General features: G+C 58.4%; 14 protein-coding genes and 1 pseudogene. 1 reads left to right on the top strand and 14 read right to left on the bottom strand.

Features of this window, described 5'->3' with window-relative positions; translation table 11 throughout:
* Positions 1-22: 22 nt before the first annotated feature.
* From ahpC to KIH77_RS00585, 7 genes are all read right to left on the bottom strand, one after another.
* The gene (ahpC, locus tag KIH77_RS00615) at positions 23-589 is read right to left on the bottom strand and encodes an alkyl hydroperoxide reductase subunit C (protein WP_219099147.1); all 567 of its coding nucleotides are present in this window, start codon (positions 587-589) and stop codon (positions 23-25) included.
* Positions 590-856: 267 nt separating this feature from the next.
* Positions 857-2,335: an argininosuccinate lyase gene (argH, locus tag KIH77_RS00610; RefSeq protein ID WP_219099145.1), complete on the bottom strand. Its 1,479-nt coding sequence runs from the start codon at positions 2,333-2,335 to the stop codon at positions 857-859.
* 76 nt (positions 2,336-2,411) lie between these two features.
* Complete coding sequence (locus KIH77_RS00605) at positions 2,412-5,675, bottom strand: type I restriction endonuclease subunit R, EcoR124 family (RefSeq protein WP_219099143.1); 3,264 nt, start codon at positions 5,673-5,675, stop codon at positions 2,412-2,414.
* Between the two features lie 19 nt (positions 5,676-5,694).
* A complete protein-coding gene (locus KIH77_RS00600; protein WP_219099141.1) occupies positions 5,695-6,366 on the bottom strand; it encodes a Fic/DOC family protein in 672 nt (223 codons plus the stop codon).
* Positions 6,359-6,550, bottom strand: coding sequence for an antitoxin VbhA family protein (locus tag KIH77_RS00595; RefSeq protein WP_219099139.1), 192 nt, complete (start codon positions 6,548-6,550; stop codon positions 6,359-6,361). The genes KIH77_RS00600 and KIH77_RS00595 overlap by 8 nt, the downstream gene beginning before the upstream one ends.
* 12 nt (positions 6,551-6,562) lie before the next feature.
* Positions 6,563-7,792, bottom strand: a complete 1,230-nt coding sequence (locus KIH77_RS00590; protein WP_219099138.1) for a restriction endonuclease subunit S — start codon at positions 7,790-7,792, stop codon at positions 6,563-6,565.
* On the bottom strand, positions 7,789-10,353 hold the full coding sequence (locus KIH77_RS00585) for a type I restriction-modification system subunit M (RefSeq protein WP_219099136.1): 2,565 nt from the start codon (positions 10,351-10,353) through the stop codon (positions 7,789-7,791). The genes KIH77_RS00590 and KIH77_RS00585 overlap by 4 nt, the downstream gene beginning before the upstream one ends.
* Before the next feature lie 101 nt (positions 10,354-10,454).
* Here KIH77_RS00585 and KIH77_RS00580 point away from each other — a divergent pair.
* Positions 10,455-10,955: pseudogene (locus KIH77_RS00580) on the top strand (restriction endonuclease subunit S); the annotation flags it as partial.
* A 12-nt stretch (positions 10,956-10,967) separates the two neighbouring features.
* Here KIH77_RS00580 and KIH77_RS00575 read toward each other — a convergent pair.
* From KIH77_RS00575 to argB, 7 genes are all read right to left on the bottom strand, one after another.
* A complete protein-coding gene (locus tag KIH77_RS00575; protein WP_219099134.1) occupies positions 10,968-11,897 on the bottom strand; it encodes a site-specific integrase in 930 nt (309 codons plus the stop codon).
* Between the two features lie 84 nt (positions 11,898-11,981).
* A complete protein-coding gene (locus KIH77_RS00570; protein WP_219099132.1) occupies positions 11,982-12,602 on the bottom strand; it encodes a restriction endonuclease subunit S in 621 nt (206 codons plus the stop codon).
* A gap of 38 nt (positions 12,603-12,640) precedes the next feature.
* The gene (locus tag KIH77_RS00565) at positions 12,641-13,879 is read right to left on the bottom strand and encodes an argininosuccinate synthase (RefSeq protein WP_219099131.1); all 1,239 of its coding nucleotides are present in this window, start codon (positions 13,877-13,879) and stop codon (positions 12,641-12,643) included.
* Positions 13,880-13,988: 109 nt separating this feature from the next.
* Positions 13,989-14,537 (bottom strand): arginine repressor, encoded by a 549-nt coding sequence (gene argR / locus KIH77_RS00560; RefSeq protein ID WP_219099318.1) that lies wholly within the window; start codon positions 14,535-14,537, stop codon positions 13,989-13,991.
* Positions 14,538-14,539: 2 nt separating this feature from the next.
* Positions 14,540-15,514: an ornithine carbamoyltransferase gene (argF, locus tag KIH77_RS00555; protein ID WP_219099129.1), complete on the bottom strand. Its 975-nt coding sequence runs from the start codon at positions 15,512-15,514 to the stop codon at positions 14,540-14,542.
* A gap of 93 nt (positions 15,515-15,607) precedes the next feature.
* Positions 15,608-16,912 (bottom strand): acetylornithine transaminase, encoded by a 1,305-nt coding sequence (locus KIH77_RS00550; protein WP_219099127.1) that lies wholly within the window; start codon positions 16,910-16,912, stop codon positions 15,608-15,610.
* Complete coding sequence (argB, locus tag KIH77_RS00545; protein ID WP_219099125.1) at positions 16,899-17,870, bottom strand: acetylglutamate kinase; 972 nt, start codon at positions 17,868-17,870, stop codon at positions 16,899-16,901. Before argB ends, KIH77_RS00550 begins: the two co-directional genes overlap by 14 nt.
* Between the last annotated feature and the right edge of the window lie 27 nt (positions 17,871-17,897).

Genomic DNA, 17,897 nt, shown 5'->3' with positions numbered 1-17,897 from the left:
ATGAATGTGGGATCAGCGACGATCAGATCTTGCCGACGAGGTCGAGGCTCGGGGCGATGGTGTCCTCACCCGGGTGCCAGTTGGCCGGGCACACCTTGTCGCCGTGCTCGCGGACGAACTTGGCGGCTTCGAGCGTGCGCAGAATCTCCTCGGCGTTGCGGCCGATGCCGTTGTCGTTGATGGTGTAGGACTTGATCTTGCCTTCAGGGTCGATGATGAACACGCCGCGGAAGGCCAGGCCGGCCTCCTCGTCGAGCACGCCGAAGAAGCGGGCGAGCTTGCCGGCCGGGTCGGCAAGCATCGGGTACTTGACCTTGGCGATGGTGTCGGTGGCCTCGGCCCAGGCCTTGTGCACGAATTCGGTGTCTTCGGAGACGGAGTAGACCTCGGCGTCGGCGGCCTTGAACTCGTCGTAGTGGTCGGCCAGGTCGCCCAGCTCGGTCGGGCAGACGAAGGTGAAGTCGGCCGGGTAGAAGAAGATGACGGACCAGTGGCCCAGCAGGTCCTGCTTGGAGACGGTCTCGATTTCGCCGTCGTGGTAGGCGTTGACGGTGAAGTCCTCGAGCTCGGTGTTGATGAAGTTGCCCATGCAATTTCCTTTCCTATTGCAACGGTGCGGCCCCGGAAGGGATGCCGCCTGTGCTATCCGTGTCCCAGTGTATCAGCCGGGATTCACCCTCGGCGGAAACGACACCGGGACACGCGGCAAACCATGAGCAACATCACATTAGCGTTTGTCGAGCCATGTTGAGCCGGGTCTGCTGTCCTGCGTCGTTCGCTGATTTCACCGCGAACAGGGGCCTGGCTTCGGCGTGTTGCGGTGGAATCGGCGAACGACGGACGACATGGGCTGCGGTCAGCGCAGCACCTCGCTCGGGGCCTTGTAGGCGGAGCCGTCGGAGTGGGAGTCGGCGAACAGCTTGAGCGGTTCGATGGTGGCCTTCGCGTCGACGATCTGCTCGCGCACGCAGCCGTAGGCGGTGCCGCCCTTGCCGTTGCGGGAGTTGACCGAGCCGCGGGCGGAAAGCACCTCGCGAACCTGCGGGGCCTTGTCCTCGGGGAGGAAGTCGGCGAACGTCTCGGCGAAGTCCTTGTCGGTGAGGTCCCACAGCTCCTGGCCGCGGCCTTCGGCGATCTTCACGCAGGCGCCGGAGAGCTCGTGGGCGTGGCGGAAGGGCACGCCGTTCTTGACGAGCCATTCGGCGATGTCGGTGGCGAGCGCGAAGCCGGTGGGGGCCTCGGCCTCGAGACGCTTCTCGTCGAAGCGCATGGTGGCGACCATGCCGGTGAAGGCGGGCAGCAGCACCTCGAGCGTATCGACCTGGTCGAACACGGCCTCCTTGTCCTCCTGCAGGTCGCGGGCGTATGCGGTGGGCAGGCCCTTGAGCGTGGCGAGCAGGCCGGTGAGGTCGCCGATGAGACGGCCGGACTTGCCGCGGGCGAGCTCGGCGATGTCGGGATTCTTCTTCTGCGGCATGATGGAGGAGCCGGTGGAGTATGCGTCATCAAGCTTGACGAACGCGAACTCCTGCGTGTTCCAGATGATGATCTCCTCGGAAAGGCGGGAGATGTCGACGCCGGTCATGGCGGCGATGAACGCGAACTCGGCCACGCAGTCGCGGGCGGCGGTGCCGTCGATGGAGTTGTCGGTCACGCGGGAGAAGCCGAGTTCACGGGCCACGGCCTGCGGGTCGAGGCCGAGCGTGTTGCCGGCGAGCGCTCCGGAGCCGTACGGGGAGGCGTCGATGCGCTTGTCCCAGTCGATGAAGCGCTGGATGTCGCGGATGAGCGGCCAGGCGTGGGCCATGAGCTGGTGGGCTAGCAGCACCGGCTGGGCGTGCTGCATGTGGGTGCGGCCCGGCATGACGGTGTGGCCGGCGGCCTCGGACTGCTTGATGAGTGCGGTGACGAGCTTGATGAGTTCGCCGGCGATCACGCGCGAGTGGCGGCGCAGCCACATGCGGATGAGGCAGGCGATCTGGTCGTTGCGGGAGCGGCCGGCGCGCAGCTTGCCGCCGAGTTCGTCGCCGGCGATGTCGATGAGGCCTCGTTCCAGGGCCGTGGCCTCGTCCTCATCGTCCTCGATGGGCGTGAACTCGCCGGAGTCGACGCGACGCTGCAGTTCGTCGAGCGCATCCTCCATGCGCTTGAGCTCGTCGTCGGTGAGCAGTCCGGCGCGGCCGAGGGCGCGGGCGTGGGCGCGCGAGCCGGCGATGTCATCATCGGCCAGTCGCCAGTCGAACTGGGTGGACTTGCTCAGACGGGCGAGTTCGGGCGAGGGGCCGGAGGTGAATCGACCGCCCCACAGGGCCAGATGTTCGGACTGCTCAGCCATGCATGTTCTCCTTGGAATATGTTGAAACCCTTGGGAATAACGGGCTTCCATACGTTTTAGACCATATGTCAGCTTATCAGCTCACGGATACATCGCCGGACGATGATTCGTTGTTCTCGTCAATGTCGAATCCTCCTTCAAGAACAAAACGCTTAAGTAAACGTTGTGTACGCATCGGGATCTTGAATGGCGGCAGTTTCCGGTGCTCAATTTGTTCAAAGAATTCTCTCGCCTTGTTGCGATCGACGCTCGCCATCAGCTTGTCAAATCGTCCGAATTCGTTGATGTTCGTTTCATTGATAAGTCGCAGCATGAACTCTTCGATGAGAGATCGGTCTACGCCGAGTCGGTCCACCAGTTTGTCGACTTGCTCGTCTTTCTCGCGTTTCGCATAGCGAGTGATGTAGTCGCGCAACGTGCATCCGTCCTCGACGGTCACGTCACCACGTTCCACGTCATGCAGGAACAGTTCCGCGAGCCGTTGCTCGTCCTTGGAAAGAACCGCGAAGGAACGGTGGAGCTGTGCGGACATCTCCGCCAGTTCCAGACTGTCTTCCTTGAGTGCTTTGAGCCATTTGACAAAGTTGACGTTCATGTAGTCAGTGTCAATGAGTCCGGTATCAATCTCGGTGAGGTAGCCTTCCAGTTCGTATGGCGCCTCAGACGCGCCGTCGTCTCCGTTATCAGTATCACCGTTGTCGTCGCCGTCAAACAGTTCCTTATAACGTTGCGCAAGGATGAGATACGTGCGTTCGTCGATCTGCGGGCGCACGATTCCAGAGATGTCGTCGTTTCCACCATCCATGGGATCACTGTCGTCGATCCGATATTCAGATGTTGCCCAGTTGAAGCCTTGCACCTTCGCCGCTTCCAGGAAGCGGTTCAACGCCACGAACTCTTGAGCAAACTTGCGTTTGGCCTCCACCGATTCCGGCAACCGTGAGAGACCAGTCTTCCCCGTTTCCTTGAACACGTCGAGAATCTCCCGGTATCGGGCATCCATGGACTTGATGTTCTGCGGCAGTTTCTGCACGAACAGTTCAAGCGGACGATCACCGGAATAGAGTTTCACGGCACGTTCGATGTTGCGCCGCATGGTGTGGGGTTTGCGATAGTAGCGGATAACGCCGAACGGCTTGTCCGGGCCAAACAGTCTGTTCGTGCGACTGAACGCCTGAATGATGCTCTCGTATTCGATGATCTTGTCGAGATAAAGCGTGTTCACCCATTTCGAGTCGAAACCGGTGAGCATCTGATCCACGACGATGAGCAGGTCGAGTCGTTCCGAACGTCTCGCGTCGATGTTGCCATAGGGCCGCTTATGCGACAGACGCGACGAAATGTCCTTCTTCATGAACGGCCAATCAACAATGCCGAAGTCCTTACCGTACATCGTGTTGTAGTCACCCATGATCTCGGCGAGTGCTTCGCCTTTGACCGTGGCGCCGGCGGAGTTGTCCACGTTCGGATCGAACAGGGCCGTCACATGAAGTTCCGGGGCTAGCTCCTTGAACCGGTGATAGTAGTCGATGGCCTCGGGAATGGAGCTGGTCGCGAGCATGGCATGGAACTTGCCTCCATGGCTGAGTACGGGGAACTGTTCGAGAATGTCTTTGACCACCATGTCAGGGTGCGGTGTGTCGTTGCCATACTGGTCGCGTCCAAGTTCGTCCTCGATGCCGCGGACGAGATTCCCTGAATCGTCAGTCATTGAAGCCATGGGCACCTCGTTTTTGTCCATGTAATGCTCATAGACCTCCGTCTTCGCGGGATCGGCAAGTGCCTCGTCGATGTTCTCTGCCTTGGCCTTATCGAGCGCCACTTTGAGACGTATCTCGGAATCCTTGTACGTGGTGACCATGGTGGGATCAAAGCCAAGCACATTGTGATCGCGAATGCCGTCGGCGATGCTGTATCGGTGCAATTCGTTGCCGAACAGCATGGCCGTGGTGGAGTGTTTCTTCTGGTTCTCGTCGAGTATCGGTGTACCGGTGAATCCGAAGAACAGTGCGTTCGGGAAAGAGCGCCGGATGTCCTGCAGCATATCGCCGAACGTGGAACGGTGGCATTCGTCCACGATGAAGACGATACGTTTGGTGGCCATCCGATCGAGTTCCGCTTGGGTGATGCCGCCCTCACCAGGTTTCACATTGCTCATCTTCTGTATGGAGGTAACGATGAGTGTGTCCTTCGGGTCGTCGCTGGCGAGTCTGTCGCGCAGCACACCCGTGTTTTCGGTCCCTTGTACATCGTCCTCGTCGTCGGCGAAACTGCGGTATTCCTTGAGAGACTGGGTGCCTAGTTCAATGCGGTCCATAAGGAACACGACCTTGTCGGCATCATGCGAATCGGCGATGAGCTGTGCCGATTTGAAGCTGGTCATGGTTTTTCCGGAACCGGTGGTGTGCCATACGTAGCCTCCGGGGCGACCGGGAATGGAAGGACGCTGTTCCCAATCGGTTTTGCGTACGATGTCGGAGATGGCGTTCGCCGCGATGTACTGGTAGCTGCGCAGCACTTTGAGACATCCGTCCGCCGAGTCGGCGATGGTGTAGAAGCCGATGAGCTGGTGCGCCATGGGGATGGATAGCAATCCAGCGGTGCCGGACGTGCCGCCGATGAACAGCTTCCATTCATCCTTGCCTGGATTCCGCCCTCCGCAGATGGGCTCGTTATTGAAGTCAGCCCAATGGAAGTAGTAGCTCGGGTTAAACTTATCCACACCGGGATTGGCGAAGTACACGGCGTCGTCGGGATTCATGGCGACGAAGATCTGCACGAGGCGGAACAATCCGGTGAACACACCCTCGTGCGCGTATTTCTCAATCTGACCGGTCGCTTGGCTGACCGGCACGCCGCTTTTCTTAAGTTCGATGTGGATGAGAGGCATGCCGTTGATGAGTAGGACAAGGTCGCCGCGCCGCGAGTGCTTCATCTTATTTTTGGCTGGATAGACCGGCTGCTGTGCGATCTGGTAGGTGCTTTTGCCTCCTGCGATCTCCTTGCGGTCGTAGATGTAGAGGCTGACCTCCTTGCCGAAGTGAACTTTGTCGTCTTTGTTGTCGCGGGTGATGGACACGGTGCGTCCGTTGACGAACGAGTTGAGCGCGAGCGGTGTGCGTAATGTCTCGATCTGTTCAATGATCTGCGACATCTCACCGTCAGTCAGCGGATACTGTCCGAGCCGATCGATGTCGTTGTTGTTGCGGTACAGGATGGCTTTCCAGTTGTCGAGCAACTGTTGCTCGGTCGGATATCGGAGTATGCCGTCTTTCCATCCGTGCTGTTGGAGCACCGAGATGACACTTTCCTCGAAATCCGATTCCTTGTCGAAAATCATGTTCCACTCCTTACGTTCATCATTCGCCGACGATGCCGGGCAAGTGGCCGACGGTCACGATTCCACTGTTGATCGGCGTATTTGGATCACATGGCGTCGCGATTTGCGTAAATATGCGTTCCAAAGCTCCATAGTCCCGGTCCTCGGCGGCGAGACGACTCGCCTCGTCGTTCTCTTCGCCACTGACGAGCCGCCAATCGAGGTCATAACCAGCGTCATGACACAACAGCGTCCAGAACAACCGTTGAACGCGTCCATTGCCTTCTCGGAACGGATGAATGAAGTTGTAGTTGTCGTAATGGTAGGCGAGACGTTCCACAAACTTTTGCGACGGTAGGCTAGCGAGCATATTATCCCGCCTCAGTTCTCCTTGAGCCCACCCGATGCCCATTGCGATGTTCGCCGAAGGAAGGAAAAATTCTGCGCCTTCGACGTTCTTACGGATCTCGACGGTTCGTATTCGTCCAGCCCATGCATAGATGTCCTGGAACAGCGCGCGATGAAGCATGCAGAAATCATCGAGCGTACCGGTCACACGCGGAATAGGCTTGGAAAGGAATTCATTCATCCGTAAAGCGACGAATTCACCCTCGGCATTGCGCAACTCATCGTACGTGGAGGCACCAACCAGATTGCCGAGAATGCCTGTTCGTTGATCGATGTACGGGTCCACGAACAGTTCATCAGGCATGGACAGGCGCTTTCTCACCCGAGTTTCGGGTCTGCCAACGACGCTTCGTGCGAGTCATGAGTTCTTCAATGGAGAAATCACCCTCGACATATTCCTTGGCGTCACGGCGGAATTCCGCCGAAACGTATGCGCCTTCCATTTCGCCGGAGTGGATAGCCTCCTCCATTGCACGTTTGCGATCCATGATTCCTCCTTTCTAGACGAACATCTTGTCAAGCAGGGATTGCTTGATGTTTCTAAGCAATTCCAACTTACGTTGATGAAGGGTGATGAGGGAATCAAGCCGAGAGAAGAACGAGACCAAACACCTTTGCTCTTGAACGGATGGTATGTGAAGCTGCCTCCTCTTCCAATCTTCCACATTGAATACAAGCTTTTCAATGTCAACGCCATACGAACTAAGCATGAACATCTTGTACATCTCACGATGCTTGGAAATAAGCGTCCAGTACTCTGTAGAAATATCGTCATTAGAGACAAGCACCATATATTCGTTAGAAACCACTGCCCCATCAAGGTCTTCTGGCACATAGCCATTCGCTCCATGAACGACTTGTCGCTTGGAAATCAGGTAGTCTCCGGCATGTATCTCGTAATAGTTTTTTACAAGAATATCCTTGCCGCTAAGGAAATCACGAGAAACAACGCCTCCATTCCGACGTTTGACAGTTACAAGTTGATACGTCTTATCATCATCCAAGACAACAGGGCGAGCAACTTCAGTGACGATCTCTGAAACCTTACGCTGTTCCCAAGGGTCAGTAAAACCAGCGAAACGAATCCTCGGAACTGACTCCCCCTCCTGTGGGAACATCTGTTCGAGCATCGCCTTCTTGATCACGACGAGCTTGTCATGCTTACGCTGATGAAGGGTGATGAGGGAATCAAGGCGCGAGAAGAACCGGCCGATGGTCTGTTGCTCGAGAAGGGATAATGGAAGCGAAAGCGCCATATCAAAAAAAACATCTGGGGCAACGTTCAACAGACCATGGTTCCGTGCCCCTTCGGCCGCAATCAATTGCACAGCTTTATGCCAACGGTTCGTCTCGTAGTACGTCACAAGGTAGTCAGGGTCTGCGTCCCTCAATGTAAAACAGATATAAAGCGTGGAGACGCAACCTTTTTCGTACCGAGTCAAACGCTTGATTGCGCCCCATGGACTATCTGCGGAAGTGCTCTTGTTATAGGCGAACTCACCTTTGTGCAAAAGATAATAGCCACTCATATCCTTGCTGGCAACTTGATTATTGAAGAAAACCCGTTGGTCAATCAATCCATACTGAGCCGAGATGGTCAATGGCAAATCTGACTCGTTATGCTCGTTCTTGCGAGTCATACGATCAGCAATCTCCCCCAACTTACGCTGTTCCCAAGGGTCAGTAAAACCAGCGAAACGAATCGAAGGTTTGTTCGAATTAGCGCTCATCGTTCACCTCCCAGCAGGGTCTTGAGCTCGGCGATGCCCTGCATGTCGAATTCGTCGCCGACCAGCTGTCCAAGCATGTCCCCGAGTTCTGCCTCCGCGGTCGAAATCTCATCACACACGTCTGCATACGTGGTCGAGTACTTCTCGCCAAGCGCGACGATTTTCGCCACCAGACCGTCGATGATCTCGCGTGGCAGCTGTTCCAACCGTTCTTGCAACGGCGTGACCCATTTGTCTTCGAGCAGGTCGCGCGCCTGATCGTCGCTTAGACCCTCGATGACCGTCTTGGTCCTGTTTTCCAAAGAGGCACGACGTTCCTTGACATCCTTTTTGATCTTCTTCTCCTCGTCGAGGAGTCTATTCGCAGCCACGAGCGCACAGTCGAGCTCGGTTTCGGGGTGTTTGCCGATCGCCTTCACGGCCTTTTTCAGTTCAGCCGCAACGAAGGCATCACCGGCCTCGTTGATCGCGTCGCAGTCCTTGTCGTCCTCATCAAGGTTCTCTAACAGTCCATCCAATTCCTGTCCGATGTCGGTCAGACGGTGCTCGCACGAATCGATCTCAGCGAGTTCTCCGGAAAGCAGACGTCGCTGTACGAGGTCGAACGGCAGAATACGACCAGTCCAACCGTCCTGCACCTCGACTTCCTTGCCGCTCTTCTTCTTGACAACCATATTGGGATCCACAACGCGTACCGCATCGAATCCCTCATTCTGCAAGGTCTCCAGATCGATGGAGATCGTCTGCCACCCATCGTCGAGCACCTGATACGCCGTATAGGCGTCCACGAGCGGGATATCGGCGAGACGACGCATAAGGTCATCGGCGAGCATCTCCTCCTCGGAGGCGATACCGACATCCATGCTCCGGTCAATGAGTGACGAGCGCAAGAACCCACGGTAGTCGGCGAACACGTCACGATATCGGTCGAGATACGCACACACCTGCGTATCCTCATGTACGGCGGTGCTCACATTCCCTACGGCGAGACGTGCAGCGCGTCCATTATCCACATTGAACAGATGATGGCGCAGTTCGGGGAATACGTCCCAATACCGGTGCAGCGCGTCGATGTCACGTTTAGGGATACCACCGAACATGGTGGCATAAATATCCCAGCTCTCAGCAGGTTCGGAGGAATCCACATACCGCGGGATGTTCAGATTGTAGTCGTTGCCACGAATCTCCTGGATGTCCACCAGCCTACTGAACTTGTCGATGGTGAGGTTGCCTGCGACCGCGTCCACGATACGTTTGATGTCGCTCGCCCGTAGCTTGTTGTTCTTACCATCTTTGACAAAATGCTTCGAGGCGTCCACCATGAGCACATGGTCGTCGTCGCGGTGCTTGCGCAGCACCATCACGATGGTAGGGATGCCAGTGCCGAAGAAAATGTTCGATGGCAGTCCAATGATGGCCTGGATGTGGTGATGCTCCACGAGATTGCGACGGATCTCCCCCTCCTCGCCGCCACGGAACAACACGCCATGGGGCAGGACGATGGCCATCATGCCATCATCACGCAGATGATACAAATCGTGCAGTAGGAACGCATAATCGGCCTTGGACTTGGGGGCAATGCCGTACTCGAAACGGATGTCCTCGCCAGCCTCCGGTGGCTCCCAGTTTTGCGAGTACGGTGGGTTCGAAACCACCGCATCCACGAACAATGGATCATAAGTCTCGTCCTTGGTTTCGTCGGTGTCGAACCACGGCCAGTCGTCCTTGAGAGTGTCGCCGTTGCGGGCCACGATGTTGTCAGGCAGGATGCCGCGCATGACAAGGTTCATACGCGTGAGGTTGTACGTGTTCTCTTTAAGTTCCTGCGCATAGTATTTGATGTCGTTCGGATTGCCGTTGCGACGCGCGACCGCCTGACCGATATGGATGAGCAAGGAGCCGGAACCGGACGTCGGATCGTAGATGGTGATCTCCTTGCGGCCCTTCAAGTGCCCGGCAATGATCTCGCTCATCAGCTGGGAGACTTCACTCGGCGTATAGAATTCGCCTGCCTTCTTACCTGCGTTCGAGGCGAACTTGTCGATGAGGTACTCATAGATGTAGCCGAGCACGTCATAGCCCTGCCGGGCGTCCATTGGAATATCCTTGATGAGGTAGATCAAGTCACGGGCGGCCTTGGAACGGCTCTTCTCGTCGGTGCCGAGCTTGGACAGACCGGTCTGCAATGTATCAAAGATGCCCGCGAACACACGCTTGTGCGCCGGATTGATGTTGCGGTCGAACGCGGAGAGTGCATCGCGCACATCGGAGATGTGGAAGTCGGAGCCTTTGTCGATCCATGTAGCGAACAGGTTGTCATAGGCGATGAAGTAACCACATGTGTCACGCACGTAGTCCACGGTTTCGGCATCGTCCTCCACCAACGCCGGGAAATCCTCGTCCGTCCATTCCTCCGCACGCAGACGCGCGACCTCGGTTTCAGATAGGAACTTGTAGAAAATGAAGCCGAGAATGTAGTCCTTATACTCGTTGGCTTCAATCTTCGAACGCATCCTGTTGGCGGACTCCCAGATCTTAGATGCCAACTGCTGCTTATTCATTCATACGCTCCTTTGCCGCTACTGTTTTCATGGGAATCCTGCACGATCGAGGATGGCCGCACTGATATTCGTGCCATTATACGTCTGCTTGGGAACAGCGTAAGGTTTCAGAGATCGTCACTGAAGTTGCTCGCCCTGTTGTCTTGGATGATGATAAGACGTATCAACTTGTAACTGTCAAACGTCGGAATGGAGGCGTTGTTTCTCGTGATTTCCTTAGCGGCAAGGATATTCTTGTAAAAAACTATTACGAGATACATGCCGGAGACTACCTGATTTCCAAGCGACAAGTCGTTCATGGAGCGAATGGCTATGTGCCAGAAGACCTTGATGGGGCAGTGGTTTCTAACGAATATATGGTGCTTGTCTCTAATGACGATATTTCTACAGAGTACTGGACGCTTATTTCCAAGCATCGTGAGATGTACAAGATGTTCATGCTTAGTTCGTATGGCGTTGACATTGAAAAGCTTGTATTCAATGTGGAAGATTGGAAGAGGAGGCAGCTTCACATACCATCCGTTCAAGAGCAAAGGTGTTTGGTCTCGTTCTTCTCTCGGCTTGATTCCCTCATCACCCTTCATCAGCGTAAGCAATTGTGATCAATATTAGGCTTAGATGAGGGTGGAAAGGGCGCGCATCACGATATCAACGTCCTTATTTTCCAGTTCGCGGATGACGTGTAGGTAGGTATCCTGTGTCGTGTTCATGCTGGCGTGCCCAAGTCTTTTGGACACACTAGCAATAGACACGCCAGCGAAGAGCAACAATGACGCATGCGTATGTCTTAACCCATGAATCGAGATCACTGGCACTTCGGCATGCTCACAATGTCGCGCCAGGACATTGTTGGCGGTCGAGTTGTAAACTTTCCCGTTTACGAAAATGGGTTCATTCTCGGGAAGGTCCTTCAATAAGGCCGACAGTTGCATGATGAGTTGCCAATCAAGCTGCACCTTACGCATAGAAGACGCATTCTTAGTCGGTACGAATCCCCCTCCATTCTTGTAATCCCAGGTTTTACTGACGGACAAGGTTTGATGAACGAAGTCGAAATCGGCAGGCGTAAGTCCTAGGGCCTCCGAGAAGCGCAGACCGGTCTTAGCGATAAGCAGTATCAGCCAATCCCAGCTCGGAATGGTTCCCAGATCCAGATCGGCAAGCACTGCGTGCAACTCAAACTGATTAAGATACTTTGTTTTCTTCTCTCGGGGAGTTCTGCCTTTGATGATCGCTTTGCGCGTGGGATCACGTTGAATCAACCCCTCGTCAACGGCATCGAGAATGGCGCCTTTCAACTGGTGGTGAAAGTCCATTGTCGTCTGTCTCTCGTGATATTCCGCGTATCCATTGATCAGCTTCTGGTAGTTCACACGATCCATGTCGACGAGTCGAAGATCGGGGACGAGCTTACTGAGCCATGCCTCAGTAAGCTTGTATTTTTTCATCGTCACATCACGGATTGCCCCCTCCTTGTAAACGCTAACCCACTGCGTGTAATAATCACAGAACAAGGTCTTTCTGTCCGTAGTATTTCCAGTCATTCTTAGGTTCTCTTTTCTGTATAGAGATGCTTACGCCGATGCTGGATGTACAGAGAACAGACAACCAAGTAGAGCAGACCCATCTCAATGTAATCGCGACCATCGTGATTGCTTACGCTGATGAAGGGTGATGAGGGAATCAAGCCGGGAGAAGAACGAGCCGATTAGCTCTTGCTCAGCTTTGCGGGGAACGACAAAGCCGTACTCAAGCATGGTGCTGACATTAAGTGTTTTGTTTCTTCCTGCCCCACTTGGCGAAGCCAACCAGAGATGATGCCTGAACCGATCATCCAAAATAATGAATTTGAAAAATTCCGGCGACATGTCCTTGTGAAAGGAAAACTGCGGAAAACGATGTGACACTAAAGCTTCTGAGTCTTGCAGCCCGGTAATGGCGACTGCATGTTCCCAAGCAAATACGATATTCACCACGAGATTATCGGGAGCAACCCTGCTAAGTTTACTCTCTTCTATCTGTTCTCCAGGATGAACTGGTGTCAAAAAAGTCCCTTTAGCATGACTGCGCACCCCCATTCGCACATACCCGTTCTGTGGAGTAGGGACCAGTTCCCTGTACTGGTCGACCACCTCCCCCAACTTACGCTGTTCCCAAGCAGACGTGTTGATCTGATCGTTCTTGACAACCACCGTGCGCCGAACATGTTGACATACGGGAAGAGCCCCGGCGCAATCCAAGATGATCACGCGCGGGGCTCTCCACGAAAACGGCTTAATCGCCGAAATTACTCCACGGTGTTGGTCGGGACGTCGATGCCGTTGCCGAACTTGACGTCGCGGGCGGCGGCGACGCGGCTCGGCAGGCCGTAGATGTCGATGAAGCCGTTGGAGGACTTCGAGTCGAAGCTGTCGCCGGAATCGTAGGTGGCGAGGTTGTAGTCGTACAGGGAGCTGTCGGAGCGACGGCCGGTGACGACGGCGCGGCCGCCGTGCAGGACCATGCGGATCTCGCCGGAGACGTACTTCTGCGTGTCTTCGATGAAGGCGTTGAGCGACTGGGTGGCCGGGCTGAACCACTGGGCGTCGTACACGAGCTCGCCCCAGCGCTTGTCGATGTCGCGCTTGATGCGGTGCTGCTCGCGCTCGAGGCAGCAGTTCTCGAGCTCCTGGTGCGCGGTGATGAGGGCCACGGCGCCCGGGGCCTCATACAGCTCGCGGCTCTTGATGCCGACGAGACGGTCCTCGATGAGGTCGATGCGGCCGATGCCCTGGGCGCCGGCGCGGCGGTTCATCTCCTCGATGGCCTGCAGCGGGGTGACGTCGCGGCCGTCGATCTTGACGGGCACGCCCTGCTTGAACTCGATGACGACCTCGTCCTCGACGGGCGGGAACGCCGGATCGTCGGTGTAAGAGTAGCAGTCCTTGGTCGGGCCGTTCCACGGGTCCTCGAGGAAGCCGGTCTCGATGGCGCGGCCCCACACGTTCTGATCGATGGAGTACGGGCTCTTCTCGGTCTGGGTGATCGGCAGCTTGTGCTCCTTGGCGAACGCGATCTCCACGTCACGGGTCAGGGCGAGGTCGCGGATCGGGCTGATGGCCTTGAGGGTCGGGTCGATGGAGGCGATGGACACCTCGAAACGCACCTGGTCGTTGCCCTTGCCGGTGCAGCCGTGGGAGATGGTGTCGGCGCCGAACTGGTGGGCGGCGCGCACGAGGTGCTTGGAGATGAGCGGGCGGGAGATGGCGGAGACCAGCGGGTACACGCCCTCGTACATGGCGTTGGCCTTGAGGGCCTTCATGCAGTATTCCTCGGCGAACTCGTTGCGGGCGTCGACCACATAGGCTTCGACGGCGCCGCAGGCGAGGGCGCGCTGCTTGATGGTCTCGAGGCTTTCGCCGCCCTGACCGACGTCGAGGGACACGGCGACGACATCCTTGCCGGTACGCTCCTTGAGGTACGAGATGGCGACGGAGGTATCGAGACCGCCGGAATACGCCAGGACAAGACGCTTGTTATCTGCCATGGAAGTGGTTACCTTTCTTCACGGTTATCACAATTTAAATGAACTGGGTTGTATTATATACATACTTTTGTATATTTATGCAATCGGTGCGTCGCGACCCATGTCGCGCTCAAGCACGGTCCGTTTTGTCGCGGTTCTGCGACGCCACCGAGAGCAGCCAATCGGCACGCTGCTGGGCCACGTCGTCCTCCGTGCAGATCATCATCACCGTATCGTCCCCCGCAATGGTGCCCAATATGCCGTCAATGGGCTGCTTGTCGATGACGCTGGCCACGTATTGCGCGGCGCCGGATGGCGTGTGCACGACGACGAGGTTGCGGGCCGCGGCCACAGAGGTGACCAGCCCGGAGAGCACGCGGCTCATCTGCTGCTCGATCTTCGTACCCGAAACCGTCGGAGTGTCGGACGTCGTATGACGCGTGGACGCGGCGATGGCGTAGGCCATGGAGCCGTCGGAGGTGCGCACCTTCGTGGCGTTGATCTCGTCGAGGTCGCGGCTCAGCGTGGCCTGGGTGACCTCGATGCCCTGACTGGCCAGAATGCCGGAAAGCTGCGACTGCGAGGTGACGACGTGGGTGAGCAGGGCCTGCTCGATGGCGCTCAGCCTTGCCGCCCGCGTCGCCGGCCTTTGCAGGGACGGGGTGTTATCGCCACGCATCGTCATGCGAGGTCGCCGAGCAGGGAGGGGTCCTCGCGCTGCCAGGCGATCAGCCAGGTCATGAGGGCCTTCTGCGCGTGCAGACGGTTCTCGGCCTCATCCCACACCACGGACTGCGGTCCGTCGATCACGCTGGAGGTGACCTCCTTGCCGCGATAGGCGGGCAGGCAGTGCTGGAAGAGCGCGTCGGGCTTGGCGAGCTTCATGAGCTCAGGGTTGACCTGATAGTCCCAGAACGGCTTGGAACGGATGGCGTACTCAGCCTCCTCGCCCATGGAGACCCAGGTGTCGGTGAACACGCAGTCGGCGTCGGCCACGGCCTCCTTCGGGTCGGTGGTCACGGTGATGGATCCGCCGGTCTTCTCGGCGATGGCCTTGGCGTCGGCGACGATCTGCGGATCGGGCAGGTAGCCTTCGGGGCCGGCCACGCGCACGTGCATGCCGGCGACGGCGCCGCCCAGCAGGTAGGAGTTCGACATGTTGTTGGCGGCGTCGCCGAGGTAGGCGATGGTCTGGCCTTCCAGAGCGTCCACTCCCCCACGGAACTGCGCCATGGTGAGGAAGTCGGCGAGGATCTGGCAGGGGTGGAACTGGTCGGTGAGCGCGTTGATGACCGGGCAGGTGGCGTATTTGGCCATGGTCTCCACACGGTCCTGGCCGAAGGTACGCCATACGATGCCGTAGGCCATGCGGGTGAGGACGCGGGCGGTGTCGGCGACGGGCTCGCCACGGCCCAGCTGGGAGCTGGACTTGTCGATGACCAGCGGATAGCCGCCGAGCTCGGCCACGCCGATGGAGAAGCTGGACCGGGTACGGGTGCTGGGCTTGTCGAACAGCACGGCCACCGCCTGGGGGCCTTCGAACGGTCGGGCGTAGAAGCGGTTCTCGCGGAACTTCATACCGAGCTTGAGGATCTGCTTCTGCTCCTCGTGGTTGATGTCATCGTCGCGTAGCATGTGGCGCAGTTCGTGGGTCATCGTGGACTCCTTACTTGGAAAAAGGTGCGGGGGCGGCGCCTCCTGATACGGAGGGCCGCTCCCCTTCTGTGATTTGCGGCGTCGGCCGTGGGCTCAGTCGTTCGGCAGGTCAGCGGGAACGTCGGCGAGGATGGCGAGGCATTCGTCGACGTCCTGCTCGCTGATGACGAGCGGCGGGGCGAACCGCAGCGCGTTCGGGGCCACGGCGTTGACGATGAGACCGCGCTCGAGGGCCCAATCGGCCACGGCATGGGCGCACGGGTGGGCGAGCTCGACGGCGTCGAGCAGGCCACGGCCGCGCACGGAGACGAACAGGGGGTTGTCCAGTGCGGCGAGCCCCTCGCGCAGCTGGCGTCCACGGGCCTCGGCGTTTTCGACCAGCCCCTCATCCTCAATCACGCCGAGCGTGGCAAGGCCCGCGGCGGCACCAAGCGGGTTGCCGGCGAACGTGGAACCGTGGGAACCGGGAGTGAACAGGGAGGAGAGCTTCTCGCCGAACGCGATGAGTCCGCCCATGGGGAAGCCTCCGGCCACGCCCTTGGCGAAGGTGATGGCATCGGGCACGACGCCGCCGGAAAGGTCCTTGCGCTGGAAGGCGAACCACTTGCCGGTGCGGCCGATGCCGGTCTGCACCTCGTCGATGATGAGCAGCGCATGGTGGCGGTCGCACAACTCGCGTGCGGCCTTGACGAAGTCGGCCCCGATCGGCACCACGCCGGCCTCGCCCTGAATCATCTCCATAATCACCGCGGCGACCGGCCCCTTGCCGTAGTGGCCGATGCCGGTCTCGTTGAAGGCGCGCTGCAGCGACTCCACGCTGCCGGCCTCCACGAATTCGATGGCGGGCACGAGCGGCTGGAACGGCTTGCGGATGACGGGCTTCCACGTGGCGCTCAGCGCACCGAGCGTGCGGCCATGGAACCCATGGGTCATGGCCAGGATTCGCGCCGGCTTGCCGCCGATGTCCGGCAGGGCGCCCGGCAGGGTGCGACCGTAGAGCTTGGCGAGCTTGATGGCGGCCTCGTTGCCTTCGGCACCGGAGTTGCCGAAGTACACGTGCGAGCCTTCCGGCGCGCCGGCGAGCTTCACCAGCTTGGCGGCGAGCTCGATCTGCGGCTCGGTGGCGAAGTAGTTGCTGGTATGCGCAACCTTGGCGGCCTGCTCGGCCACGGCCTTGACCCACTTGGGGTGGGCGTAGCCGAGGGCGTTCACCGCGATGCCGCCGAGGAAGTCAAGATAGCGGTTGCCATCCACGTCCCAGATGTGCGCGCCCTCGCCGTGGTCCATCACGCGCAGGGGCGTGCCGAACACGTTCATGTGCACCTGCTTGTAGGAGCCAAGCCACTTGTTGTCGTTGGCCCCCAGGGTTTCCAGACCGGATGTTTCAGTATCCGACATAAGAGCTCCTCATTTCAATGCCGCCCTCGGGAATCACCATGGTGCCGATGCCCTGGGAGGTGAATATCTCGTTCAGAATCGAATGTGGCTTACGCCCGTCGATGATGTGGGCCTCCTCGACCCCGCCGTCGATCGCACGCACGCATGCCTCCATTTTCGGACGCATGCCGGACTCGAGGTCGGGAAGCATGTCGCGCAGGTTGTCGACGCCGATGCGGCCGATCAGCGAATCCTTGTCGGGCCAGTCGGCGTAGAGGCCGTCGACGTCGGTGAGGATGACCAGCTTGCGAGCGCCGAGCGCTGCGGCCAATGCGGCCGCGGCCGAATCGGCGTTGACGTTGAGCACCTGGGTGGGGTCGTCCTCGTCGGGCGCGACGGAGGAGACCACGGGGATGCGGCCGGCGGCGATGAGGTCCTCCACCGAGGAGGCGTCCACGCTCACCACGTCGCCCACGAGGCCCACGTCGGTGGGCTTGCCGTTGATGACGGGCTTGCGCTGCACGGCGGAGAACAGGCCTCCGTCCTCGCCGGAGAGGCCCACGGCATATGGGCCATGGGAGTTGATGAGTCCCACCAGCTCCCGGGACACCTTGCCGGTGAGCACCATGCGCACCACGTCCATGGCCTCGGGCGTGGTGACGCGCAGACCGCCCTTGAACTCGGATTTGATGCCGAGGGCCTTGAGCATGTTGGAGATCTGCGGGCCCCCGCCGTGCACGACCACGGGATGCAGGCCCACCTGACGCAGGAAGACCATGTCCTCGGCGAAGTTCTGCTTGAGCTTCTCATCCACCATCGCATTGCCGCCGTACTTGACGACGATGCGCTGACCGTAGAACTCCTCGAGCCACGGCAGGGCCTCGATGAGCACCTCCGCCTTCTGGTCGGCGCGCAGGTCGGTGTGCACGTCGAAGTGGAACCCGGGTCCCACGACGTTTTTCGTTTCTGCTTTAACCATGTCTGCTCCTCATGCCGTCGGACGGGT

Source organism: Bifidobacterium pluvialisilvae (genome assembly GCF_019331695.1).
GTDB classification, from domain to species: Bacteria; Actinomycetota; Actinomycetes; order Actinomycetales; family Bifidobacteriaceae; genus Galliscardovia; species Galliscardovia pluvialisilvae.
The sequence above is the reverse complement of the archived record's forward strand: the minus strand, read 5'-3'. Positions and strand labels throughout refer to the sequence as shown.